A 23674-nucleotide genomic window follows, 5' to 3' on the forward strand; every position below is an offset into this window, starting at 1 on the left:
TAAAAGCCCATATCATTTCGATATGGGCTTTCTTACTTCTACCGTTTCTGATTTATTTAATAAAGTAAACCGATATTTGCCGCTTTTTTTCAGGTCGAAATCTCCCTTATAAATGGAAATCTTTTTTCCATCAGTGGTGGTATAATCTGTTTTATTTTTAAAGGTAAAGGTTGTTACATCAGCATTTTCTAAGTCAAATATTTCTAATTCAATTTCAGGTGGAAGGTTTTCCCCCTCTACCTCAATAGCAGCATCTTCATAGAAACCTGCATATAAAACTTCTTGGGAAATCATTAGAGTGGAATCACCTATCTTGATATAAGGCTCCATTACATAAATTGAAAACTCACCGACCTTTTTATTGCCGGCCATAAATTCAAGATTATATTCACCAGAAAAAGTAAATGGGTTAAAACTTGTCATTGCATGACCATCTGCCCCATACATCCCCCCTGATATTACAGTTGTTGCAAGATGTTCTTTTACTCCTGTTTTTACATGGGTTGCCGTTATGTTTAAAGGTTTATTGGCAAAATCTTTATCATAGTCACCCCATAAATAGACTGCTATTTTGGAAACACTCCTTTGATCCTTCGCTATCCACTCAAGTGGAGCAAGCAGGCTAACTTTGTTTGGTATACCAAAATTGCTATCAGGATAATATGGGGTCCCACTCTTATCAATTAAAGCAAAAAACTCGCCTTTTTTTACAACTTCTGTCTTTACAGACCCCGAATTGCTTAAATCTTTACCATGGCTTGTGAAATAAAGGAGTGGAGCAATTATTGCCAACATAAACACAGCTGCTAATGCCGCTAGTCTTTGAAAATTAAATCGCCTGCTTTGTTTCTGAGACCCTGCCTCACTAATTGCTTTAAGCAAAGCGGTTCTCTGCTTTGCAGTTAACTCATGCTTTGGAAAATCGGCCATCATATCCAGTAATTCTTTATCCTTTAATTGACTCAAAATACTCCCCCTCCTTTAAGCGCTCATTTAGTTTTCTTACTGCCCGAAAAAAAGTAACATTCACTTTATTCTCCGTCCAGCCAAGGACTTGGCCTGCTTCTTGGGATGAAAGTTCTGCAATACCTCTTAATAAAATCACATCACGATAGGTAGGCTTTAACTCATTAATTGCTTCATACAAATAGGCATATTCCATTTTCCTAACAATTTTTTCCCCTGTATCTTGTTCATGAAGCTTAGGGGATTCATAATCTAAAATCTGTTTAAGTCTGTTCCAAACAGATTTTTTTCGGTAAAAGTCTATCGCTGTATTTCTTGCAATTGATATCAGCCATGTTTTCGGGCTTGAATCATTTTTAAATTGACTTAAGGCTCTAAATGCCCGTAAAAAGGTCTCTTGAACCAAATCCTCAACATCCACCGAACCTGTATAATAAACTAGATAATTGGTAACATCCTGCTCATATTGAATAAACCATTTCTCTATTTGATGGCCGCGTTCCAATCCAATCCCCCTTCCCAAAACCTTAATCCTATAAATCTACTAATAAGACGTATGTATCGAAAGTTTATTACACATTAATAATATTTTTTTAAAAGGCTGTGTTATACTAGTCTGTTGATTTCCGCTCCAATCAACAGGTGCCAAAATTAACAAATTGCTTAACATAGCCTTCATAAAAAAAAAGCAGGTTGCAAATCCCCTGCTTAGTTCGTTGAATTTAATGAAATTAATTGATAGGTGATGGTCGTGCTGTTATTCTGCAGCTCGACTTTTTTAATGACTGCTGTACCACTTGAATCACTATCTATTGTTTTTCTTACATCAATCGGAATTTCGATGGGATAAAGCCTGTACCCTTCTTTTTCCAATGTAAAGACATTTTCCTCTACTCGTTTCTCTCTTCCTTTTGTCACGATCATCGTATTTAACTCAAGAGGCATACCCATATCTTAAATCCGCTCCTCTGCTTGTTTTATCTATATATTATCATCTTTTACTCTGACTTTTCATCCACTTTGATAAATCCGAAACGACTTTTCTATTTATTTCTGGTGGAAAGTAATGTGTATACTCACTAAAATACCAACAATCGACTGGCTTTTCTATCTCTCTCAGCCTTCTTTCCAGGCGATAGGCGTGCTCCACTGAGACATTACCGTCGTTTACACCATGGATAATTAGGACTGGAGCGGTTAGTTTCTCTAAGGTATATAGAGGGGTTCTATCATGATAACGTTCTGGATATTTTTGTGGAGTCCCGCCAATCACTCGTTTCATCATTCTTCGTAAATCCTTCCGTTCCATATAGGTAAGGGACATATCACTAACTCCTCCCCAGGTGACTAAAGACGCAGTCTCAGGGAACTTGATCCCAGTCAAAAGCGCCATCACTCCACCGCGCGAGAACCCAAAAATATGTACGTCCAGAACCCTCGGCAAAGATTTTAACAGCAAAAACGCCGCAAATGCATCTTCCCGGTCGTCCCCGGCAAAATCCTCATTTCCCTCCCCGCCTTGATTGCCACGATAATAAGGCGCGAAAACAATGAACCCCTCAGAGGCAAACTGGGCAATCCTTGCTGGTCGAACTTTGCCTACATTCTTGATGCCTCCTCGCAAATAAAGGAATCCATCATACTCACCTTTTCCGATAGGCTCCGCCAACATTCCTTTGACTCTTAAACCATTGGAAAGGTAGGTGATGACCTTTAATTCAACTTTTGGATTTGGGGAAGGAAAACGCCTTATCTCAATAATTTTTCCTTCAAGGCTTTGGTTCATCTACACATCTTCCTCTTTTTGTAAAAATTATAACACATAGGCATTCACACATTTTTTTCCACTTCATACGATATCTTAGGTTATTAGCCCAGATTCTTTCTAAATATAAGGAGGCTTGCTTCATGAAAAAATCATTAAAATTCAGTTTCTCCTTGCTTCTCATCACTATACTTATGATTTCACTAGCAGCTTGTAATAGCACCTCAAAAAATGAAACGAAGAAGCTTGAAAAGGTTCGTATCGCTGAAGTTACTAGGTCCATATTCTATGCTCCGCAATATGTTGCTCTATCAAAAGGATTTTTCAAGGCAGAAGGCTTAGATGTGACACTGACAACAACACCAGGCGGCGACAAAACCATGACTACATTAATTTCCGGAGGGGCTGACGTCGCTCTTGTTGGATCAGAAACCTCGATTTATGTATACGCACAAGGCTCAAATGATCCGGTCATTAATTTTGCCCAATTAACTCAGACAGATGGTACATTCCTCGTTTCTAGAGAAAAAATAGATAATTTCTCATGGGATCTGTTAAAAGGAAAAACCTTCTTAGGTCAACGTAAAGGGGGCATGCCGCAAATGGTTGGTGAGTTTGTTTTAAAGAAGCATGGCATTGATCCACATAATGATTTGAACTTAATCCAGAACATTGATTTTGCTAATATTGCCAATGCTTTTGCCTCAGGAACGGGCGAATTTGTGCAATTATTTGAACCAACTGCGAGTATTTTTGAAAAAGAAGGCAAAGGTCATATTGTTGCATCCTTCGGGAAAGAATCTGGCCATGTTCCATATACCACGTTTATGTCAAAGGAAAGCTATATGAATGAAAATAAAGAAACCATCGAAAAGTTTACTAGGGCTATTTACAAAGCACAACAGTGGGTAGAATCCCATAGTGCCGAAGAAATTGCCAAAGCGGTCGAATCATTTTTCCCGGACACAGACTTAGCCATTATGACAACCGTTGTGGATCGTTATAAAAGTCAAGGTTCCTTTGCCACAGATCCAATCCTCGACCAGGAGGAATGGGATAATCTTCAGAACATCATGAATGAAGCGGGAGAACTTCCAAAAGAAGTAGATCATCAAACACTTGTAAACACAAAGGTAGCAGAAAAGATTATTAACGAATAAAAGAAAGGGAGGCCGTTTCCATGAGTTTTTTGTCCGTTCAAAATATTCATCACACCTATTTTACTAAAGCCTCTGCTGCCACGGCCCTCTCCGATATTTCATTAACCATTGAGGAGGGAGAGTTTGTCTCCCTTCTCGGCCCTAGCGGCTGTGGTAAGACGACTCTGCTTTCCATTATCTCTAGTTTGCTTAAACCAACACAAGGTACTGTTTTGTTGGAGAATAAGCCTGTAACTACCGCCAAAAACCAAATCGGTTACATGCTCCAGCAAGATTATTTGTTTCCATGGAAAACGATTGAAGAGAATATCCTGTTAGGTCTGAAATTATCGAAACAGTTGAATGACCAAACAAAAGCGACTGCCCTTAACCTTTTAGAGCAAATCGGATTAAGCGGGGTGGAAAAACAACTGCCTAGGCAGTTATCTGGTGGGATGAGGCAACGGGTAGCGCTTGTCCGGACCCTCGCCACTGAACCAAAACTGCTAATGCTCGATGAGCCTTTTTCAGCTCTCGATTATCAAACAAAATTGAAACTTGAAGACCTAGTTTCACGAACATTAGATGACTTTGGCAAAACCGCCATTCTCGTGACACATGATATTGGTGAAGCAATTGCTATGAGTGACCGTGTCTATTTGCTTTCACAAAGTCCAGGCCAGATTTATAAAATATTTACAATGCCCGATGAACTAAGAAAGATCTCCCCGTTTGAAGCAAGAAATCATGAAGCATTTTCAAACATCTTTCAAACCATATGGAAGGAGTTGGAGTCTCTTGAGCGAGAAAAAGAATAAGGTAGAACTCCTCCATAGAAACTATATTCAATCGTTAAAGGTTGAAAAAAGATGGGTTAGATTTTATCAAGCGATTATTTTTGTCGTCTTTTTTGCTAGTTGGGAATTTACTAGTCAAAAACAGTGGATTGACCCGCTTCTTTTTAGTTCTCCGTCGAAAATTTGGAACTTGCTTCTGGAAAAGATTAACGATGGAACATTAGTCAGCCATATTGGGGTGACCTTAACAGAAACTGTGCTAGGATTTATTCTTGGCACACTTCTTGGTACGATATTAGCTGCTATTCTTTGGTGGTCACCAATGATTTCAAAAGTGCTTGATCCGTACCTGGTCATCCTTAATGCTATGCCCAAAGTCGCTTTAGGGCCGATATTGATTGTGGCTCTTGGTCCTGGATATCCATCAATTATTGCCATGGGCGCGATTATCTCGATTATCATTACCACAATCGTTGTTTATACCTCATTCAAAGAGGTAGATCCGAACTATCTAAAGGTACTCCAAACATTCGGAGCCACCCGTTTGCAATGCTTCAAAGAAGCGATTCTCCCTGCTAGTTTTCCGACGATTATATCTACCTTAAAGGTAAATGTCGGCTTATCATGGGTCGGTGTTATTGTTGGGGAATTCCTTGTGTCCTCGAGAGGGCTGGGCTACATGATCATTTATGGCTTCCAAGTATTTAATTTCACCCTTGTTTTCTTATCACTCTTGATTATTGCCGTAATTGCCACTATTATGTACCAACTCGTAGAATTATTCGAGAAAAAGCTTATCAAGGAATAGGAATAGCAGCCTCTCTGCTATTCCCTTTCACTTTTTAATTTATGTATGAGTTTCAAACATTGCTCCACAACCTGATCTTTCATGATAAAGCTGTATGTATCTCCAAATCGCTTCGATAAAATATCACCTTGAACTAGCACGGGACCATTGGTTTCGTAGTAACCAGACGTTTTCTCTATCCTTTTAACTTTCCCCCAAAAGACGATTTTTACAAATGACCTGTTAGGTTCGGAAATTTTGTATTCAGCCAAAAATCTTAGTTCAGCTAAAATTGCACCTGTCTCTTCAAATACTTCTCGTCTTGCTGCCTCTTCCAGTGATTCCCCAAACTCACTTTTTCCACCTGGAAATTCAAGTCCTCTTTTTTTATGGTTCGTCAAAAGCCACTCATCCCCATGTTGGCAGATGACTAACACATGATTTGCTTTCTCTTGAAAAGAATTTGGTCTAAAAGACAGTTCAACTTGATTTCCATTTTCATCCAAAAAATGCATCATCCTATATTCCGCCTCAACATTTATTGCTTTTATTATAATCAAAAAAAGAAAAATCCTAAAGGAAGGATTTTTCTACTAAATAAACTTATTTACTTTGGTAAAATATTCATGCTCTCAATGTGGTTTTTCGCTTCTTCATCACCCAGTTTATGCAGCATTCCATACACTTGTTGGAGTGTACTATCATAAGCATCGTTTTCACGGTCGTAATGATACTCGACATATGGAACATGGGCTCGAAAGAAGTTCTTCCATTCCGTTGAATAATTTTGATTAAATAATTCACGCAGTTGAGTAATTTCTTCATCATTTGCCTGGATTTTATAACTCCATGTTGAACTTGTAGCACTTTGCGAAATTTCTCCGCTCCCTACATCAATATAATAGGTTTTCTTTTGCTCATCCATTATGTTCATCCCCTTTTACTCATTAGTAATTTGCAAATAGAAAAAATTTATTCTCTGCCAAATTTCGATTCATTTTTTAGAAACAAATACTGTATAATAAACATACAACCAAAGAAACAGACTTTTCTGTCAATTTACAAAAACGAAAGTTAGAATTATTTTATTCTTAAAAGGGAAAAGAATATAACAAGGAGGTGTACAAAATGAAATTAGTCGATGAATTGTATGAAATGTACCGTAATAAGTTAACCGGTGACGAAGAGGATATTGATATGCTGGCATTTGCCTTCTTAGAAGAAATGTCACATGAGGATTTACTTGCATTAATTCAAGACATGGATAAACAGGAATTATATAATCTAATGGGCATTTATTTAATTGAAAGTTTAAAAGGTAAATTTGCCCAAGAAGAGTACGGCCAGCATCGCACGAATACTTATCATCCTCGAAATATTCATTGATTATACATAATAGTGTAGAAACGGAAGCCAAAACAGATGGCTTCCCTTTTTCTTTTCTCAACAAAGCTTCAAATCATGTTACAATATAGTAAAAAAGGAGGAAGCCTACAGAAATGTATGTAGTAGCCGTAATTTGTATCCTTATTGTTATCGTAGTTCTAATTCTAGCCGTGGGCACCACTTCTAAAGCCTACACCTATAAACATACTGTAGACCCATTAGAAAATAACCCGCATCTTGAACAGGAAAAAAATCAGGATGAAGAGAAAGCTTAAAAAAATTCCTATTCACGTGAATAGGAATTTTTTTAAAATAATCATGCAAAAACCTGCTTGAGGTCTTCTTTGCTTTGCTCGAGCCAGAAACGCATTAAACGCTTCGCTCCTTCCAGATCATGCAGTTTTGCTTGACCGCATTGTCTTTCATTAGCAGCAGGAATTTCAATAATTTCAAGGGCATCTTTCATTGTATCTTCCATAAGATCAATAATTTCTTCCACTGTAGGTTCGCCGCTAACAACTAGATAATAACCAGTTTGACAGCCCATTGGTGAAATATCGATAATATCGAAGTGGTCATACTTCTCAGAATGCTTACGAAGATTAAAAGCAAGCAAATGCTCTAATGTATGAATCACATCTGGTTTCATTGCTTGTTTATTTGGCTGACAAAAACGAATATCATATTTATTAACAACACCGTCACTACCAACTTTGTGAACACCACAATGTCTCACATAAGGGGCTTTAACAGCGTTATGATCTAAATCAAAGCTTTCAACTGAAGGCATCGAAATCACTCCTTTTTTTATCTACTAGTATCATACAATAAATTCCGAGTTTTTTCATCCACTTACATTTATTTAACAATTTAGACGTTACTATTAATTTATGGTATGTTGTAGATAATTGTCATAAAGGAGTGATCCGAATGGTAAAAAAATTTTTCCTTGCAATTATTCGTTTTTATCAAGTTGCTATCTCACCATTAAAACCACCCACCTGCCGGTTTTATCCGACATGTTCTCATTATGGGGTAGAAGCTATTCAACGGTTTGGTGCCTTAAGAGGCGGCTGGCTTACGCTTAAAAGGATATCAAAATGTCATCCGTTTCATCCGGGAGGGTTAGATCCAGTTCCCGAAAAGGATTCACATTAATTCTTATAACCATCCACAATAAGATCCAGTTTTCCTGTCTTAGGGTCAATGACTAAGCCATGGACAGGAACATCCTTCGGCATTAACGGATGATTTTTTATAATTCCTACGCTGTGTTCTACGCTTTCGGTTACATTGTCAAACCCATGCAGCCATTCTTTTATATTAATCCCCGAATATGTAAGCGTATCGATCGTTTCCTCCGATATTCCCCGCTCTTTCATGTTTTCAATTACTGGTTCTGCCTTCATACCGCTCATCCCGCAATCATAATGAGCAATCACCAAAACCTCTTGAGCCTTTAATTGATAAAGTGCAATCAATATACTTCTCATCACACTGCCAAATGGGTGTGAGATTAAGGCACCAGCATCTTTGATTATTTTTGCATCACCATTTCCCAAGTTCAATGCTTTGGGTAATAGTTCGAGCAGCCTTGTATCCATACATGTTAGAATGACCATTCGTTTATTCGGGTATTTGGTTGTTTCATACTTTTCATACTCATGGTCTTCCACAAATTTTTCATTAAAGTCTAGAATCTCATTCAGCAATTTTGAATTATTCAAGTTAACCACCCTTCCTTTTTTCTATCTAAGCATACATAATATTTGATGAAGAAACAAAATTTTATACTTGCTTTTGAAGAAAATTTTTTGTAAGATACTAATGGTAATCGGAATCGTTCCGTATTATGTAGTTATTATTTTTCAGAATTCAAAAAAATTTTCGATAATAAATCGTAATAAATCCGATTTATAAACATATGAAGGAGTTCCTATGAAAAAAATCATCCTTATCTTATCTATTCTATTACCATTAAGTCTGCTGATGTCTGCGTGTTCAAATGGTAAAGAACAAGACCAAAAAAAGAAGGACCAATTAACCATTTATACCACTGTATTTCCACTTCAATACTTTACTTCGCAAATCGGTGGAAAATATGTAAATGTTAACACGATCTATCCACCTGGGGCAGATGAACATACATTTGAACCTTCCCAAAAGGATATGATGAGGCTAGCTGATTCGGACTTATTTTTCTACATCGGGCTTGGGCTTGAAGGGTTTGTAGAAAAATCAAAAGAAACATTGAAAAATGAACATGTCAAACTAGTACCTACCGCAGAGGACATTAATCTCCCAAAATCGACGGATACACATGATGAAGAAGAAGAGCACCATGACACAGACACACATACAGATGTTAACCCACATGTATGGCTTGACCCTATTTATTCTAAGGAAATGGCAGCTGTCATCCGTGATGCACTAATTAAACAGATGCCGGAGCACAAAGATTTATTCAATAAAAATTTCCAACAAATTGCCCTTAAATTAGATGAACTTAATACCAATTATGAACAGACAATTACAAAGGCAAAGCATAAAAAGATCATCGTTACACATGCAGCGTTTGGTTATTGGGAAAAACGATATGGAATTGAACAAATTAGTATATCAGGACTTTCGACTGCCAATGAACCTACCCAAAAGGAGTTAGAAAAAATCATTACAATTGCTGAAGATGAAGGATTACACTATATGCTATTCGAACAAAATGTCCAATCGAAACTTGGAAAAATCGTTCAAAAAGAAATTGGGGCTAAAGCATTACCAATTCACAACCTTGCTATTTTATCGAAAGAAAATATTAAAAATAATGAAACTTACTTTACATTAATGAATCAAAATCTTGAATCATTAAAAACAGCTTTAAACAATTAAATAGATGAGAAAATGAACCAGTCTATAACTGGTTCATTTTTTATTACCATCTTTTACTTCTAAAAAACAATGGTTTCTTTCCATTGCAAAACTTCCTGTAGTCTTTTCTCGTTAATTTCAAAGCCGATCCCAGGACTCTTTGGTACGGCAACAGAACCGTTTTGAACTTTTACCTCTGGAGTTATGATATCCTCTTCCCAAAAGCGATTGGAAGAAGAAATATCCCCTGGGATTGAAAAGCCTGGTAAAGAAGCAAGTGAAATATTATGGGCCCTGGAAATACCGAATTCAATCATCCCTCCACACCAGACGGGTATCCCCTTTTCATAGCAATAATCATGAATACGTTTCGCTTCATTCAAACCTCCGACCCTGCCCACCTTAATATTAATCACTTTGCAACTTCCGAACTCGATTGCTTTTCGTGCATCATCAAAACTGTTAATACTTTCATCTAAACAAATGGGCGTATTGATTTCCTTTTGAAGTAACGCGTGTTCAAGAATATCATCAACGCTGAGCGGCTGCTCAATCATCATTAAATTGAACTCATCGAGAGCTTTAATTCGATCCATATCAGCTAATGTATAGGCAGAATTCGCATCAGCCATGATTGCAAGGTCTGGATAAACACGGCGGATTTCAGACAGTAGGGAATAGTCTAGTTTTGGACTAATTTTCACTTTAATTCTCTGATACCCTTCCTGAAGATATTGATCAATCTGCCTGAGTGCGTTTGTAGTAGAATCTGTCGCCACCACCACACCTGCTGCAACTGCCGAATATATGCCTCCAAGGGCTTTTGACAATGGCTGTGAATGACATTTTGAATATAAATCCCATAAAGCCGTTTCTAAAGCAGCTTTAGCCATATTGTTCCTTCGTACCGAACTAAAAAGCTGCGACACCTGCCGAGGATGATCGACTGGATTTTTTTGAAGAAGTGGTATGAGAAAATCAGTGATCATATGTAAACTTGTTTTAACTGTTTCTTCTGTATACCATGGAGTCGAAAAAGCAACACCCTCACCGAATCCTGAAACACCATCTGAATTATTTATTTTAATGATAATTCCCTCACGCACCTCTACCGTCCCTAAATGGGTCAGAAATGGGTCCTTTAATGGCATTTCAATGACATTTATCTCGATGGAGTTTAACTTAATCAATGGTGATGCCCTCCTTTATCCACTCACGGAGTTCCCGTCGTAGCAGTTTTTTCGAGGCATTTCTGGGCAGTTCCTTCGTAAAATAAAATGCTTTTGGCACTTTATATTTGGCTAATTTCTGTTGGCAAAATTGTTTAAGTTCTTCTCCCGAAAGGTTAGCTCCGTTTCTTGTCACAATAAAGGCTATTGGTATCTGCCCCCACTCCGCATCCTCTGCATGTGTCACACCTGCCTCACTCACATCAGGGTGTGACAATAAGGCAGCTTCTATTTCTGCGGGGTAAATATTTTCTCCCCCTGAAATGATTAAGTCTGAACGCCGGTCGAGGACATATAAGAATCCCTCTTCGTCCTGGTACCCAATATCACCGGTATAAAACCAACCATTCCTAAACTTTTCTTTTGAAACTTCCGGTCGAAATAAATAGCCTGGAGTAACATTGGGGCCTTTAATGACAATTTCACCCGGAATATCCGGTAGCGCCACATTACCATCCTCAGTTACGATTTGGATTTGTGAGGGGAACAAAGGTTTGCCTGCAGAGCCCAGCCTTGTCAAACTGTATTCAGGTGCAAGGGTAACTATTTGTGAAGAAGATTCGGTCATGCCATAAGTTTGGAATACAGGGATATCTTTTTCGACACATGCTTGAAGTAATGGTAATGGTGCGGGTCCACCTCCAAGTAGCATACAGCGGAATTGTTTTGGAAGGCGCCGTTCTTGAAGAGCTTCAACGATTCTTGTCAAGGTGGTTCCAACAACAGACATAATCGTCACCCTCTTGTCATTGATATCAGCAATTATCCTTTCCACATCAAAATGGTCATGAAGAACAATTGGCATGCCATAAATGACACTGCGCATGAGAATGGAATAGCCGCTAATATGGAACAATGGCACATTACAGAGCCAGCAATCCCCTTCCATAAAGCCTAAATTTAAGGCTGAACCAACGGAACTCCACCAGTGATTTCCATAGGTTTGAATTACCCCTTTGGGATTACCTGTGGTTCCTGATGTATACATAATGGTGCATATATCGGAAAGCGATATTTCTTCAATGATATTCGGCACGTGCGTGGCACAGGAAAATACATCGTCTTTTGTTAAAATTTTTAGCGATGGAATTCTTTCCATTATGATGGATTTTGTTTCAAAAAAAGAAGCATCAAGGATTAATGAAACTGCCTTTGAATCATTAAGCTGCCAGGAAAGTTCTGATGGAGAGAGGCGATTATTCAATATCACGGATCTAACTCCTAATAACTGAAGGGCAAATAATATAACAACTGTATCAATATTGTTTTTTAATAAAACACCCACATATTGGTCTTTTTGAAAACCAACTCCTTGTAGATTCCCTGCAACCTGGTAAGAAAGTCGGTAAAGTTCTTCAAAGGTTACTACTTCTTCTTGAAAATAAATCGCAGGTCGTTTAGGAGTTAAAAACGCTCTTTTCTTCAAAAAATTAGGCATCATTTCATTCTGCATAATGGTTCACCTTTCTTAATCTATCTAGCTTAAAGACCCATTTCGATTAAAAACAGCTTGATGGAAACCATCAAGCTGCATAGAAAAGCGCAAGCGCCCGTTTAGCTGCGTATGGACTGGAGCACTTTGACTAAGATAAAGGAAACACGGAGAGTGTGAGCGCATTCGTGCTTGACTTATCGAAAGGAAAAGAGCGAGGTCCACTAGCAGCTGGGCGCTGGAGCTAGACAGTTATCTTCGTTCAAAAACTTAAATTATCGTTTACTAAAACGATCAAGGAAAACGTGGGAATTTCCCAAAGTCAGGCTTACGTTTTTCTTTAAAGGAATCGCGTCCTTCTTTAGCTTCATCTGTTGTATAGTAAAGCAGGGTTGCATCCCCAGCAAATTGTTGCAGTCCTGCTAAGCCGTCTGTATCTGCATTCATTGCTGCTTTCAAGAAGCGCAAGGCTGTAGGACTTTTCTCAAGAATTTCATTACACCACTGAATCGTTTCTTCTTCTACTTTTTCAAGTGGAACAACCGTATTAACTAAGCCCATATCAAGTGCTTCCTGGGCATTATATTGACGGCATAAGTACCAAATTTCACGAGCTTTTTTATGACCAATGATTCTTGCAAGATAACCAGAGCCATAGCCTGCATCAAAACTTCCTACCTTTGGTCCAGTTTGCCCAAACACCGCGTTATCAGCCGCAATCGTTAAGTCACAAACAACGTGAAGAACATGGCCGCCCCCTATCGCGTATCCTTTTACCATCGCGATAACAGGTTTTGGAATCACACGGATCAGGCGTTGAAGGTCAAGGACATTTAGACGTGGAATCTGATCCTCCCCAACATATCCTCCATGGCCGCGTACACTTTGGTCTCCACCTGAACAAAATGCTTTATCTCCTGCACCGGTTAAGACAATAACCCCAATACTTGCATCATCGCGTGCATACGCGAATGCATCAATCAATTCAGAAACTGTTCTCGGTGTAAATGCATTATGTACATGTGGACGGTTAATGGTAATCTTAGCAATACCATTGGATGTTTCATATAAGATTTCTTCATATTTGCGTCCTGCAATCCATTCTACTGTCAATATAATCTCCTCCTTTATTTATTTACATTCGACAAAAAGTCACTTACTATTGTACCAAACTTTTCAGGTTCTTCCACATGAATTGCATGACCACAGCCATCAATCACTACCCAGGAGCTATTTTTCATCTCCTTCATCATCTGTCTTGCAATCGCACAAAACTTATGATCCTCTGCACCTGTTAACAATAAAACTTCACAAGTTAGTTCACTTAATCTACCCCACCAAGAGTATTGGGAACCCGTTCCCATCCCTAGCAAACTGTTGGTTAAACCAATGGGCGAATTTTTCAAACGCTGTTTCCTAATCTTTTTCTGAGTTTCCCATGGGAGGCGCTTCATGGTGGAAAAAAGGGGAATTTCTTCCCAATAATCCACAAACGCTATGATTCCCTGTTCTTGTATAAAGTTAGCAAGTTCGGCATCTTTCATACGGCGATGTTGTTTTTCGGACTCCATCGCCAGACCCGGAGAAGAACTTTCAAGTATCAATTTTCGGACTCGCCCTGGATACAAAAGGGCAAAGGTTAATGCAAGTCTACCACCCATGGAGTAACCAAGAAGATCTACTTGCTCAATCCCCATTTGAACAAGGATCGTGTTTAAATCAGAAGCAGCGGCATCCATTTGATATCGATTTAGTGCTTCGGGAGACTCTGTTTTTCCATGTCCAATAATATCAGGGATAATCAACTTTGTTGACTTTCCCCAGCTTTCATGAAATGGAGCCCAAGTGGTAGAGTCCCCCGTAAAACCATGAAGCAAAACAAGCGGAACAAGGCCGTCACCACAAACTTCGACATAGTAACGACTCTCATCGATAACGATATACATTTATTGTTCACCTTTGACAAAGTTTGATATTTCCTGGGAAACATAACCCCAGAATTCGCGGTGTTCGTCACGATTCCTCTCTCTGTTTGTCACTATTTCGTATACATTTATCCCAGTCGAATTGATGGATTTCCTCATTTCTGCTCCAAAATGATCCCAATCCTCAATCTTTATGTAATTACCATTAAACATTTTAACAGCATGCTCAAAATCAATTCCGATCGGAGTGCCGAACAAAAGTTCAAAGTTTTTCGGATGCTCAGATTGCGGGAGGAAGGAGAAGATTCCGCCACCATTATTGTTGATTAGTATAATATTAATATTTATATTGTACAGTTTTGCTGCAATCAGCCCATTCAAGTCATGGAAAAAGGTTAAATCACCTAGGACAAGGTACATGGAAGATGTGTTTAATGCAGCACCCAGAGCCGTAGAAACAGTACCGTCGATCCCATTTGCCCCCCTATTTGCCATTAGTTTAATTGTTTTATGATTGCTAAGGAAAAAGCTATCTAGGTCGCGGATTGGCATACTATTTCCTACAAATAATGCAGCTCCTTCAGGGAGCATTTCCGCTAATTGATAGAACAGCTTGCCTTCACTTAAATCTGTTATATCGCTAAGCGATATCATTGTATCTTTTGATAGTTGGTTAACTCTTTTCCAAGCTGTTAGAAAATCGGCAGAAGATTTCTCAACTGTATATGTTTCTAGTTTCTCGCAGAATAACGTTTCATTACAGAAAATCATATTTGTTGATAATGATGCTGGATCACGCCAGCCACCGCCGCCATCAATTACATATTGTTCTACGTCTCCATTTTCTTTTATAAAAATTGTTAATGCTTTAGAAATGGGCATTGCTCCAAATCTAAGAATAACATCCGGCTTTAAAAAGGCTTTTGCATCGTCGTTTCTTAAAAAGGTATCATAGGCTTCAATGATATTCTCAAGGCTATGCTGCCCACTTCTTAACTGTGACAAGGGGTCAGCAATAATCGGGAAATTAAGTTTCTCAGCTAGCCGTGTTACAGCTTCAGGAAAAATATCATCGACAATATTTCCACAAACAATAATTCCTCTATTTGTTTTTGACAGTTTTCCGGCAATTTCTTTAAATTGTTCCTCCGCCATTGTTAAGTCACCAGTATGAACTTTCACATAGCCGTTCGGACGTTCACGAAGCTGGAAGAGTTCATCGTCCAGCTTAGGTACTAATGGTTCCCTAAAAGGAAAATTCAAATGGACAGGACCAGAAGGCGCACTTTTTGCAATGGCTACCGCTCGTGCACAAATAGTTCGAGCATAACGAATGATTTCATCACTTTTTTCAGGTAAAGCCATTTCAGAAAACCATTTTACATGTTTCCCATATAAATGGATTTGATCGATTGCTTGTGGTGCACCTACTTCTCTGAGCTCATGCGGCCGATCTGCCGTTAACACAATCAGAGGTACACGTGCATACCGCGCTTCAACAATTGCAGGGAAATAATTCGCTGCGGCCGTACCTGAAGTACAAAGGATTGCAACTGGCTTATTTAAAGACTTGGCTATTCCTAAAGCAAAAAAAGCAGCTGACCGTTCATCCACATGTATATGAACATTAAGATCCGGATGCTCTGCCATAATCATCGCCATTGGAGTGGACCGAGAACCAGGGCTGACAACCACATCGGTTACTCCCGTGAAGATAAGTTCTGAAACAATAGCTGCTATATAGGCTGTTAATGATTCTTGATGATCCATATCAATTTCCTCCAAGAGCTCGGAGCATGGGTTTAAATTTCAAACTTGTCTCCAAATATTCACTTTCTGAGTCAGAATCTGCCACTACTCCACATCCTGCAAACAACGAAACTTCTTCCCCCTGAATGAGTCCAGAGCGAATGGAAACAGCAAATTCACCATTTTTCCTATAATCCATCCAGCCTAATGGAGCAGCGTAGAAACCACGATCCAGTTGTTCTACTTCTCTAATCTTAACAACTGCTTCCTCCTTCGGAAGTCCACCCAAGGCTGGTGTTGGGTGCAGTCTTTCGACCAATAGCATCAGTGAAGCATCTTTATGACATTTTCCGACCACAGGGGTATACAAATGCTGAATATCTCTTATCTTCATTAACTGTGGCTTTTTAGGCAAAATAATTTCTTGGCATGATTCTTCCAGAGCTTCTTTTATCATTTCCACCACAAAACCATGCTCTTTCAGGTTTTTTTGGTCATTTAATAACATCTGACCCAATTTTATGTCTTCCTCTTCTGTTTTGCCTCGTGAGATGGAACCAGCAAGACACGTTGAGTACACTTCATTTCCTTGCTTTTTCACTAGTCTTTCAGGGGAGGCGCCAATAAAACAATCACCATTTGATTCAAATGCAAAAATAAAGCTTTCATGCTGCTGCATATACAAATTATTTAGGACGTCCTCTGCCATAACTTGGTCGTCAAACACAAGCCTCAATTCACGAGCAAGCACAACCTTTTTTAGGCGACCATCTGTTAATTCCTTCACAACTCCATCAACAGTTTTCTTCCACATCTCAGGTCCAATCTCTTTCATTTCCTGAAGTGCAGCAGCCGACTTTTTGGGGTCATATTGATGGAGAGCATTTAAAATTTCATTTCTCTCTTCGCTTACTTTTTTAAATAAGTAAGGATCCTCTTGAGGAGTACAAACTGTATTTGTTGTTAAAAACGTTTGACCATCAATAATACTCAATAAATATTTCGGCAGATGGAACAAAGAATTTGCGTACTCCGACCAAAGGTCGGTTTTTTCTTTGTAAGGGTCAAACGAAAAGCCGCCGAACATGACTGGCCCTACACCCATTTCGGTATATGGATTAAAAATAAGGCTATCCCTTAAAAATTTTTCCCATTCTTTTTCAACATGAAAAAAGCGGTCAGAAGCCTGATCCGACTGAATTTGTTTAGAAATCCCGAGTCCAATAAGTACAGTTTCATCCGTTGGGTCTTTCCAAAAGAATCGTTCACCGCGGAATTGTTCTTTTCCTATATTAAAAAATGATAGTGGGTTTATCGTGTCCATTTTATGAACTTCACTAATTAAAATGGGCCGGCCTAGTTCTTTTGCGCGTTTGACAGCCAAAAGACCTCGTTCCATTATTTCCAATTCTTGAATGGTAATCAAACAAATCCCTCCAAAACAGCCGAAATGACTGTTATCCATTCATATTAAAGCAATTTTTAGCATACTACCTTCATTGTAAAGAAGTCAGTAATACTTGTCACTAGCAAACCTGCTCCATTCCCTATTATATCTTAAGATTTCACCTAATTGATAAAATCAGCTCGATCATTGATTTTTTCATTTTTATCATTTTCCCACCAACCATTCAATAATAATCAAACAGGTATAATCTTCTAGATTTGATAGGAAAAATTAATTGACACTATTCCTTGAATTACATACACTTAGTTTTGGGCACGGCCCATTTTTACATCGAACCTAACCTTTTATATAGAGAAAGAAACTAAAAAAGGGAGAGAAGAATATGCAACCAACTATACAGAAGAATTCTGAACCTGTAGTTGAATCAAACCGCGGCTTTCAAGTATGGTGGCAAATGACCCGTCCTCATACATTAACTGCTGCATTCGTACCTGTTCTGCTTGGTACCGCCCTATCACTTAAACATGGGAACATTCATTTTGGTCTATTTTTTGCTATGCTTATAGCAAGTTTATTGATTCAAGCTGCAACCAATATGTTTAATGAATATTTCGATTTCAAGCGCGGGCTGGATACTGCTCAATCCGTTGGAATTGGTGGCACCATTGTCCGTGACGGAATAAAGCCAAAAACAGTCCTAAATCTAGCATTTGTCTTTTATGGAATTGCCTTATTATTAGGGATCTATATTTGTGCCAATAGCAGCTGGTGGTTAGCAGCTGTGGGGTTAATATGTATGGCCGTGGGGTATTTTTACACTGGAGGTCCTTTTCCGATTGCTTATACACCATTTGGTGAAATACTTTCCGGTTTCTTTATGGGAATGCTGATTATTTTAATCTCTTTCTTTATTCAAACTGGAACAGTCAGCACCACGAGTATTCTCGTCTCTGTTCCAAGTATGATATTGGTTGGAATGATTATGTTATCAAATAACATCCGGGACCTTGATGGCGACAAAGAAAACGGGCGTAAAACAGTGGCCATTCTATTAGGGAAAAAACGTGCCATTTACTTATTAACAGGGATGTTCACTTTTTCATTTCTTTGGGTCTTGGGACTTATCATTTTGGGTATTTTGCCAGTTTGGACAGCACTTGTGATCCTTAGTGCGCCAAAGGCTATTAAGGCAACTAAAGGCTTTATTAACAACACGATTCCAATTAAAATGGCACCAGCTATGAAAGCTACTGCACAAACAAATACTATATTTGGATTTTTATTAGCGATTGGAATATTTATTGGGCATTATCTATAAAAAAAGGCTTCTGCGATGGCAGAAGCTTTTTTTAATGCATAGGCTTAATCCCCCATATATCATCAGCGTATTCCTTAATGGTGCGGTCGCTTGAAAAGTAACCTGCTTGGGCAATATTTCTCAAACTCATTTGCTGCCAACGTAATCGATCAGTAAATGTTTCACCAATTGAACGCTGTATTTCCGCATAGGATGCAAAATCCTTTAAGACAAAATATTGATCATTTTCCTGAAGGAGCGAATCAAATATTGGTTCAAATTCATTATTAGCCCCAGGAAAAAATCCGTTAACAAGTTGATCTACTGCTTGACGAATCCGATAATCATGGTGGTAATATTCATCGGATTGATAGCCGCCGTACTGATAGTAGTTTAGAACCTCATCAGCCGTTAATCCAAACGTGAATATATTGTCATTACCGACTAATTCCCGAATTTCAATATTGGCACCATCTAGTGTTCCTACCGTTAATGCTCCATTTATCATAAATTTCATATTTCCTGTCCCGGAGGCTTCCTTACTTGCAGTAGAGATTTGTTCACTCACATCTGCTGCAGGGAAGATTTTTTCCGCAAGCGAAACACGATAATTTTCTAGAAAGATCACTTTCATTTTATCGCCGATTACTGGGTCATTGTTTACCTTTTCCGCAACAGAATTTATTAATTTGATGATTTTCTTCGCATAGTAATAGCCTGGCGATGCTTTTGCACCAAAAATAAACACTCTAGGAACAACAGGGTAACTTGAATCTTCTTTGAGTCGATTATACAGATGCATAATATGTAAAACATTTAAAAGCTGCCGCTTATACGCATGCAGGCGCTTTACTTGCACATCAAAAATAGCATTAGTATCCACCGCAGTTCCCGTTTTCTCGAGAATAACTTTCGCAAGTGTTTGTTTGTTTTCATTTTTTATTTTTAACAGTTGTTCCAAAAACGAAGGATCATTTTGATAATTAAGCAATTGGGAAAGTTCTGTTGCTTGATAGGTCCAATCGGAACCGATTGTTTCTGTAATGAATGAAGATAACTTTGGATTTGCTTTTAACAGCCAGCGCCGATAGGCAATTCCATTTGTCTTATTGTTAAATTTCTCAGGAAACAGTTGATAAAATTGATTCATCTCACGCTTCTTTAAAATTTCTGTATGCAGTTTTGCCACACCATTAACACTAAAACTTCCAACAATGGCTAAATGAGCCATTTTCACATAATTGTCGGCTAGAATGGCGAGTTCCCTAATCCGATCCCAGTCCCCGGGAGTTTGTTCCCACAAATCCTTGCAAAATCTTTCATTGATTTCTTCTACAATCATATAAATCCTGGGAAGCAACGGTTGGAAAATATGTATCGGCCACTTCTCTAAAGCCTCAGACAATGTCGTATGATTCGTATAGGAAATGGTTTGTTTGGTAATATTCCATGCCTGTTCCCAATCATAGCCTTCTTCATCAAGCAGAATCCTCATTAGTTCTGGAATGGCTAATACGGGGTGCGTATCATTGATATGAATACAGATATGTTCATGAAGTTGTTTCAAGCTGCTGTGCTGCTTTCGATAGGTCTTTAAAATAGATTGTATACTGGCAGATACTAAAAAGTATTGCTGTTTCAATCGTAAAATCTTTCCTTCATCATGGGTATCATCAGGATATAAAAACTCCGAGATCATTTCCGTTTCCCGCTTATATTTTAAGATATCCTTATGTAAGGGATATTGGGATGGTTCGGCATTCCAGAGTCTTAATGTATTAATTGTTTTTGATTGATACCCAATGACAGGCATATCGTGAGGCACAGCCGTAACCGTTTCAGTATTTAGATGATGGAAAACAAGACGGCCATTTTCCATCTTCGCTTCTACTTTACCCCAAAAAGGAATTTTAATAGAACTGTCAGTTTTACGTATTTCCCAGACATTACCGTTTTTTAACCATTGCTCCGGTAATTCGACTTGATAGCCATCAACAATCTTTTGTTCAAATAAACCATGTTTATAACGAATTCCATGGCCATGGCCAGGTAGACTTAGTGAAGCTAATGAATCTAGAAAACAGGCGGCTAATCTTCCTAAGCCGCCATTTCCTAAGCCTGCATCTGCCTCAAATTCCTCTAGTTCACCTAAATCTATACCTAATTCCTTCAAACCAACTTGAACGGTTTCTTCCACACCGAGATTGATTAGATTTTGTCTAAGTAATTTCCCCAATAAATATTCAATGGAGAGATAATAAACCTGCTTTCCCTTTGCAGCTAGATGTTTCTCGTTTGTAGTAATCCAATCACCACTAACAAATTCACTAATCATCGTACCAAGTGTTTGATAATGGTCTCTGGCTGAGCTATCTGCGAAACTCTTTCCACATACCATCTCAATCCTTTTTAGAAAGGTTTCTTTAAATTCGACCGCATTAGAAAACATGTGTTTCACTCCTTGCAACGATCTCTGCATATAATTGATTATAGCTATACGCTGACTGTGCCCAGCTATAATCCATTTCCATTGCTTGTTTTACAATGGAGTTCCACGATTTTGAATCATGGTAAACACTTAGAGCTCGTTTAATCGTATAGAGCATATCGTGGGCATTAAAATTGGAGAAGGAAAATCCGTTTCCTTTTCCTGTGAATTCGTTCCAAGAGTTTATTGTATCATTTAAACCGCCTGTTTCCCTAACAATCGGGATAGCTCCATATTTCATTGCGATCAATTGTCCAAGCCCGCAAGGTTCAAATTGGGAAGGCATTAAAAACAAATCCGCAGCTGCATAAAGTTTATGGGCAAGCCCTTCATTGAAACCTGTATGAACTTTTAATTTTTCGGGATAGATCCGCGCCGCCTGTCTTAAATGTTCTTCGTATTCATAATCCCCTGTACCCAAGACAATTACCTGGACGTCCTCTTGCAAAATTTCACGAAGTACACACTTAACTAAATCAAGGCCTTTTTGCCTTGTCAGTCGTGTAATCATCACTAATAAAGGTGTACGTGACGACTGAGGCAATCCAAAGTGATCTTGAATCTCACTTTTATTTATTGCCTTTTTCTGATGATGATTAACCGTATAAGTTTGAAAAATTAATGGATCTTTAGCAGGATTATAGAAATCTTCATCAATCCCGTTTAGAATTCCAATCAGATCCTCTTTTCTTGCTCTTAATAAACCATCTAATTTTTCACCATAAGCAGGTGTTTGAATTTCCTCTTTATAGGTTGGGCTTACTGTCGTAATTTTGTCCGCTGCGACAAGTGCACCCTTCATATAATTAATATTTCCGAAAAACTCTAAGTGACCGGAATGAAAAGAATTATAATCCATTCCTAACAAATCTCCTAATACCTCTTTCGGAAAAATCCCTTGGAATTGCAGGTTGTGAATGGTAAACACCGTTCGTATGTGACCATATCCTTTTCGTTTATGATATTCTGTCCGTAAAAGGAAAGGAATCATTGCCGTATGCCAATCATGACAATGCAGCACATCGGGGTAAAAATTAAGCTCCGCGATTGTTTCTAAAACTGCTCTATTAAAATAAGCAAATCTTTCCCCATCATCAAAATATCCATATAAACCTTCTCGTTTGAAATAATATTCATTATCGACAAAATAGAAGGTTACTCCTTGATAGGTAAGTTCCTCTATTCCACAAAATTGATTTCTCCAGCCTACAGAAACGGTGAACTCCTTCACCTGTTTCATTTCACTCTTAAATTCATCTGCAATGGTTCCGTATTTTGGAAGAATGACTCTAACATCAGTTCCTAAACTCTTTAATTCTTTTGGAAGGGAACCTGCAACATCGGCTAATCCTCCCGATTTTGCAAATGGTCCACATTCCGAAACTGCAAATAGTACTTTCACGAGTTCATCAACGCTCCTTGTTGGGTCCCTTTACGAATCACAAATGGTGATTGTGCTGTGCCAGACAAATGCGTTCCGGCCTCCACTTTAACGTCTTTGTCTAAAATTACGGAATCAAGATAACAGTTCTCTTCAATTTGGCACTTTTGCATGATGATGCAGTTCTTAATAACAGCACCTTTGCCAATCTTTACTCCTCGGGAAATAATACTATTTTCTACCGATCCATTGATTACACAGCCATTGGCAATCATTGAATTTCTTACTTCAGACCCCTTTACATGCTTCGTTGGTGGTTCATCCTTAACCTTAGTAAAGATTGGCTGATCCTTTGGAAATAGCTGTTGCCATACTTCGGACTGTAATAAATTCATGCTAGTAGAAAAATAGTTTTCAATTGAATCTATCATCACGGCATAACCGTCATATTCATAGTGACAAACAGAGTAAAGATTCTGAAGGTCATTAACCACATCATTCATACATGTATACCCTGTTTCATTTCGTGTTTCAATTAACTTAATTAGGAGAGATGTTTTAATTAAATACATCTCCATTGAACCGCCATCTTTGTGATGGATTTCGGTGATGTCACAGCCAGAACGACTATGCCAATCTAGGATTGGTCTAAAGTTCATGTTGAACACGGTATTACAATTAGTAATGATTGCATACTCTTGAGTACTGCGATAAAAGAAGTCTAAATTTGCTGCAAAATTTTCAAACGAGCCGATTTTATTTCCATCAAAATCAACGATTGGAGAAGGGAAAAAGAAAAGACCATCCCTTTTTCTGTTTAAATCCCAATTCTTACCTGAACCCAAATGATCCATAAGTGAACGGTATTGCATTTTTGGAAATATAGCCACACTACGAATACCTGAATTCACCATATTGGATAAGACAAAATCAATAATCCGGTAACGCCCTGCAAAAGGCAGAGCAGCGAGTGAGCGATGCGTTAATAAATCCTCTAAATCGTCATGATATGTTGTGGCGTCAATTACACCTAAAAGCTCTCTTTTCAATCAAAGTCCCT

General features: G+C 38.4%; 25 protein-coding genes. 8 read left to right on the top strand and 17 right to left on the bottom strand.

What is annotated here, in order from left to right:
- Positions 1 to 12: 12 nt before the first annotated feature.
- The 4 genes from QNH17_RS23680 to QNH17_RS23695 form a co-directional block, all read right to left on the bottom strand.
- Entirely contained in the window at positions 13 to 966 is a 954-nt protein-coding gene (locus QNH17_RS23680; protein ID WP_283875525.1) for a hypothetical protein, read from the bottom strand.
- The gene (locus QNH17_RS23685) at positions 947 to 1471 is read right to left on the bottom strand and encodes an RNA polymerase sigma factor (protein ID WP_283875527.1); all 525 of its coding nucleotides are present in this window, start codon (positions 1469 to 1471) and stop codon (positions 947 to 949) included. The genes QNH17_RS23680 and QNH17_RS23685 overlap by 20 nt, the downstream gene beginning before the upstream one ends.
- Positions 1472 to 1674: 203 nt before the next feature.
- Positions 1675 to 1917, bottom strand: a complete 243-nt coding sequence (locus QNH17_RS23690; RefSeq protein ID WP_283875529.1) for a DUF2584 domain-containing protein — start codon at positions 1915 to 1917, stop codon at positions 1675 to 1677.
- A gap of 40 nt (positions 1918 to 1957) precedes the next feature.
- A complete protein-coding gene (locus QNH17_RS23695; protein WP_283875531.1) occupies positions 1958 to 2752 on the bottom strand; it encodes an alpha/beta hydrolase family protein in 795 nt (264 codons plus the stop codon).
- Positions 2753 to 2874: 122 nt separating this feature from the next.
- Here QNH17_RS23695 and QNH17_RS23700 point away from each other — a divergent pair, with 122 nt between their 5' ends.
- The 3 genes from QNH17_RS23700 to QNH17_RS23710 are packed head-to-tail and all read left to right on the top strand — an operon-like array spanning position 2875 to position 5475.
- A complete protein-coding gene (locus QNH17_RS23700) occupies positions 2875 to 3891 on the top strand; it encodes an ABC transporter substrate-binding protein (protein ID WP_283875533.1) in 1017 nt (338 codons plus the stop codon).
- Between the two features lie 20 nt (positions 3892 to 3911).
- Positions 3912 to 4688, top strand: coding sequence for an ABC transporter ATP-binding protein (locus QNH17_RS23705; RefSeq protein WP_283875535.1), 777 nt, complete (start codon positions 3912 to 3914; stop codon positions 4686 to 4688).
- Positions 4669 to 5475: an ABC transporter permease gene (locus QNH17_RS23710; RefSeq protein WP_283875536.1), complete on the top strand. Its 807-nt coding sequence runs from the start codon at positions 4669 to 4671 to the stop codon at positions 5473 to 5475. The genes QNH17_RS23705 and QNH17_RS23710 overlap by 20 nt, the downstream gene beginning before the upstream one ends.
- Before the next feature lie 17 nt (positions 5476 to 5492).
- Here QNH17_RS23710 and ytkD read toward each other — a convergent pair whose 3' ends face one another.
- Both ytkD and QNH17_RS23720 read right to left on the bottom strand, forming a co-directional pair.
- Positions 5493 to 5972: an RNA deprotection pyrophosphohydrolase gene (gene ytkD, locus QNH17_RS23715; RefSeq protein ID WP_283875538.1), complete on the bottom strand. Its 480-nt coding sequence runs from the start codon at positions 5970 to 5972 to the stop codon at positions 5493 to 5495.
- Positions 5973 to 6061: 89 nt separating this feature from the next.
- Complete coding sequence (locus QNH17_RS23720) at positions 6062 to 6379, bottom strand: hydrolase (protein WP_283875539.1); 318 nt, start codon at positions 6377 to 6379, stop codon at positions 6062 to 6064.
- 203 nt (positions 6380 to 6582) lie between these two features.
- Between QNH17_RS23720 and QNH17_RS23725 the strand changes: the two genes are divergently transcribed.
- Both QNH17_RS23725 and ytzI read left to right on the top strand, forming a co-directional pair.
- The gene (locus QNH17_RS23725; RefSeq protein WP_026563229.1) at positions 6583 to 6840 is read left to right on the top strand and encodes a DUF6154 family protein; all 258 of its coding nucleotides are present in this window, start codon (positions 6583 to 6585) and stop codon (positions 6838 to 6840) included.
- Positions 6841 to 6953: 113 nt separating this feature from the next.
- Entirely contained in the window at positions 6954 to 7115 is a 162-nt protein-coding gene (gene ytzI / locus QNH17_RS23730) for a YtzI protein (RefSeq protein ID WP_283875541.1), read from the top strand.
- Positions 7116 to 7156: 41 nt separating this feature from the next.
- On the opposite strand, the gene QNH17_RS23735 is transcribed toward ytzI, so the two are convergent.
- Positions 7157 to 7630, bottom strand: coding sequence for an S-ribosylhomocysteine lyase (locus QNH17_RS23735; protein WP_026563228.1), 474 nt, complete (start codon positions 7628 to 7630; stop codon positions 7157 to 7159).
- Between the two features lie 140 nt (positions 7631 to 7770).
- On the opposite strand from QNH17_RS23735, the gene yidD reads away from it, so the two are divergent.
- Entirely contained in the window at positions 7771 to 7998 is a 228-nt protein-coding gene (yidD, locus tag QNH17_RS23740; RefSeq protein ID WP_283875542.1) for a membrane protein insertion efficiency factor YidD, read from the top strand.
- Here yidD and QNH17_RS23745 read toward each other — a convergent pair.
- Positions 7995 to 8567, bottom strand: a complete 573-nt coding sequence (locus QNH17_RS23745; RefSeq protein WP_283875543.1) for a beta-class carbonic anhydrase — start codon at positions 8565 to 8567, stop codon at positions 7995 to 7997. The genes yidD and QNH17_RS23745 overlap by 4 nt on opposite strands.
- 211 nt (positions 8568 to 8778) lie before the next feature.
- On the opposite strand from QNH17_RS23745, the gene QNH17_RS23750 reads away from it, so the two are divergent.
- Positions 8779 to 9726, top strand: coding sequence for a metal ABC transporter solute-binding protein, Zn/Mn family (locus QNH17_RS23750; RefSeq protein ID WP_283875544.1), 948 nt, complete (start codon positions 8779 to 8781; stop codon positions 9724 to 9726).
- Between the two features lie 59 nt (positions 9727 to 9785).
- Here QNH17_RS23750 and menC read toward each other — a convergent pair whose 3' ends face one another.
- The 6 genes from menC to QNH17_RS23780 form a co-directional block, all read right to left on the bottom strand.
- The gene (gene menC / locus QNH17_RS23755; protein WP_283879581.1) at positions 9786 to 10892 is read right to left on the bottom strand and encodes an o-succinylbenzoate synthase; all 1107 of its coding nucleotides are present in this window, start codon (positions 10890 to 10892) and stop codon (positions 9786 to 9788) included.
- Positions 10888 to 12387: an o-succinylbenzoate--CoA ligase gene (locus tag QNH17_RS23760; RefSeq protein ID WP_283875545.1), complete on the bottom strand. Its 1500-nt coding sequence runs from the start codon at positions 12385 to 12387 to the stop codon at positions 10888 to 10890. Before QNH17_RS23760 ends, menC begins: the two co-directional genes overlap by 5 nt.
- 273 nt (positions 12388 to 12660) lie before the next feature.
- Positions 12661 to 13479, bottom strand: a complete 819-nt coding sequence (gene menB / locus QNH17_RS23765; protein WP_026563222.1) for a 1,4-dihydroxy-2-naphthoyl-CoA synthase — start codon at positions 13477 to 13479, stop codon at positions 12661 to 12663.
- Between the two features lie 14 nt (positions 13480 to 13493).
- Positions 13494 to 14312 (bottom strand): 2-succinyl-6-hydroxy-2,4-cyclohexadiene-1-carboxylate synthase, encoded by an 819-nt coding sequence (gene menH / locus QNH17_RS23770; protein WP_283875546.1) that lies wholly within the window; start codon positions 14310 to 14312, stop codon positions 13494 to 13496.
- Complete coding sequence (gene menD, locus QNH17_RS23775) at positions 14313 to 16061, bottom strand: 2-succinyl-5-enolpyruvyl-6-hydroxy-3-cyclohexene-1-carboxylic-acid synthase (RefSeq protein WP_283875547.1); 1749 nt, start codon at positions 16059 to 16061, stop codon at positions 14313 to 14315.
- A gap of 1 nt (position 16062) precedes the next feature.
- Positions 16063 to 17466: an isochorismate synthase gene (locus QNH17_RS23780; protein WP_283875549.1), complete on the bottom strand. Its 1404-nt coding sequence runs from the start codon at positions 17464 to 17466 to the stop codon at positions 16063 to 16065.
- A 364-nt stretch (positions 17467 to 17830) separates the two neighbouring features.
- On the opposite strand from QNH17_RS23780, the gene QNH17_RS23785 reads away from it, so the two are divergent.
- On the top strand, positions 17831 to 18766 hold the full coding sequence (locus QNH17_RS23785; protein WP_283875551.1) for a 1,4-dihydroxy-2-naphthoate polyprenyltransferase: 936 nt from the start codon (positions 17831 to 17833) through the stop codon (positions 18764 to 18766).
- Positions 18767 to 18797: 31 nt separating this feature from the next.
- On the opposite strand, the gene QNH17_RS23790 is transcribed toward QNH17_RS23785, so the two are convergent.
- From QNH17_RS23790 to QNH17_RS23800, 3 genes are read right to left on the bottom strand one after another with little or no spacing between them, the layout of a single operon-like run.
- Complete coding sequence (locus QNH17_RS23790) at positions 18798 to 21194, bottom strand: glycogen/starch/alpha-glucan phosphorylase (RefSeq protein ID WP_283875552.1); 2397 nt, start codon at positions 21192 to 21194, stop codon at positions 18798 to 18800.
- Entirely contained in the window at positions 21184 to 22635 is a 1452-nt protein-coding gene (gene glgA, locus QNH17_RS23795; RefSeq protein ID WP_283875553.1) for a glycogen synthase GlgA, read from the bottom strand. The genes QNH17_RS23790 and glgA overlap by 11 nt, the downstream gene beginning before the upstream one ends.
- Complete coding sequence (locus QNH17_RS23800) at positions 22632 to 23663, bottom strand: GlgC family sugar phosphate nucleotidyltransferase (RefSeq protein WP_283875555.1); 1032 nt, start codon at positions 23661 to 23663, stop codon at positions 22632 to 22634. The genes glgA and QNH17_RS23800 overlap by 4 nt, the downstream gene beginning before the upstream one ends.
- Positions 23664 to 23674: the final 11 nt, after the last annotated feature.

It is taken from the genome of Neobacillus sp. SuZ13, from assembly GCF_030123365.1.
Lineage (GTDB): Bacteria > Bacillota > Bacilli > Bacillales > Cytobacillaceae > Neobacillus.

What these genes read in the sequence shown, in the direction of transcription:
- ytzI (WP_283875541.1), top strand. Translation starts at nt 6,954, where the DNA reads ATGTATGTAGTAGCCGTAATTTGTATCCTTATTGTTATCGTAGTTCTA.
- yidD (WP_283875542.1), top strand. Translation starts at nt 7,771, where the DNA reads ATGGTAAAAAAATTTTTCCTTGCAATTATTCGTTTTTATCAAGTTGCT.
- QNH17_RS23700 (WP_283875533.1), top strand. Translation starts at nt 2,875, where the DNA reads ATGAAAAAATCATTAAAATTCAGTTTCTCCTTGCTTCTCATCACTATA.
- menD (WP_283875547.1), bottom strand. Translation starts at nt 16,061, where the DNA reads ATGGATCATCAAGAATCATTAACAGCCTATATAGCAGCTATTGTTTCA.
- QNH17_RS23735 (WP_026563228.1), bottom strand. Translation starts at nt 7,630, where the DNA reads ATGCCTTCAGTTGAAAGCTTTGATTTAGATCATAACGCTGTTAAAGCC.
- QNH17_RS23720 (WP_283875539.1), bottom strand. Translation starts at nt 6,379, where the DNA reads ATGGATGAGCAAAAGAAAACCTATTATATTGATGTAGGGAGCGGAGAA.
- QNH17_RS23785 (WP_283875551.1), top strand. Translation starts at nt 17,831, where the DNA reads ATGCAACCAACTATACAGAAGAATTCTGAACCTGTAGTTGAATCAAAC.
- QNH17_RS23695 (WP_283875531.1), bottom strand. Translation starts at nt 2,752, where the DNA reads ATGAACCAAAGCCTTGAAGGAAAAATTATTGAGATAAGGCGTTTTCCT.
- QNH17_RS23725 (WP_026563229.1), top strand. Translation starts at nt 6,583, where the DNA reads ATGAAATTAGTCGATGAATTGTATGAAATGTACCGTAATAAGTTAACC.
- QNH17_RS23760 (WP_283875545.1), bottom strand. Translation starts at nt 12,387, where the DNA reads ATGCAGAATGAAATGATGCCTAATTTTTTGAAGAAAAGAGCGTTTTTA.
- menH (WP_283875546.1), bottom strand. Translation starts at nt 14,312, where the DNA reads ATGTATATCGTTATCGATGAGAGTCGTTACTATGTCGAAGTTTGTGGT.
- QNH17_RS23705 (WP_283875535.1), top strand. Translation starts at nt 3,912, where the DNA reads ATGAGTTTTTTGTCCGTTCAAAATATTCATCACACCTATTTTACTAAA.
- QNH17_RS23750 (WP_283875544.1), top strand. Translation starts at nt 8,779, where the DNA reads ATGAAAAAAATCATCCTTATCTTATCTATTCTATTACCATTAAGTCTG.
- ytkD (WP_283875538.1), bottom strand. Translation starts at nt 5,972, where the DNA reads ATGATGCATTTTTTGGATGAAAATGGAAATCAAGTTGAACTGTCTTTT.
- QNH17_RS23690 (WP_283875529.1), bottom strand. Translation starts at nt 1,917, where the DNA reads ATGGGTATGCCTCTTGAGTTAAATACGATGATCGTGACAAAAGGAAGA.
- QNH17_RS23790 (WP_283875552.1), bottom strand. Translation starts at nt 21,194, where the DNA reads ATGTTTTCTAATGCGGTCGAATTTAAAGAAACCTTTCTAAAAAGGATT.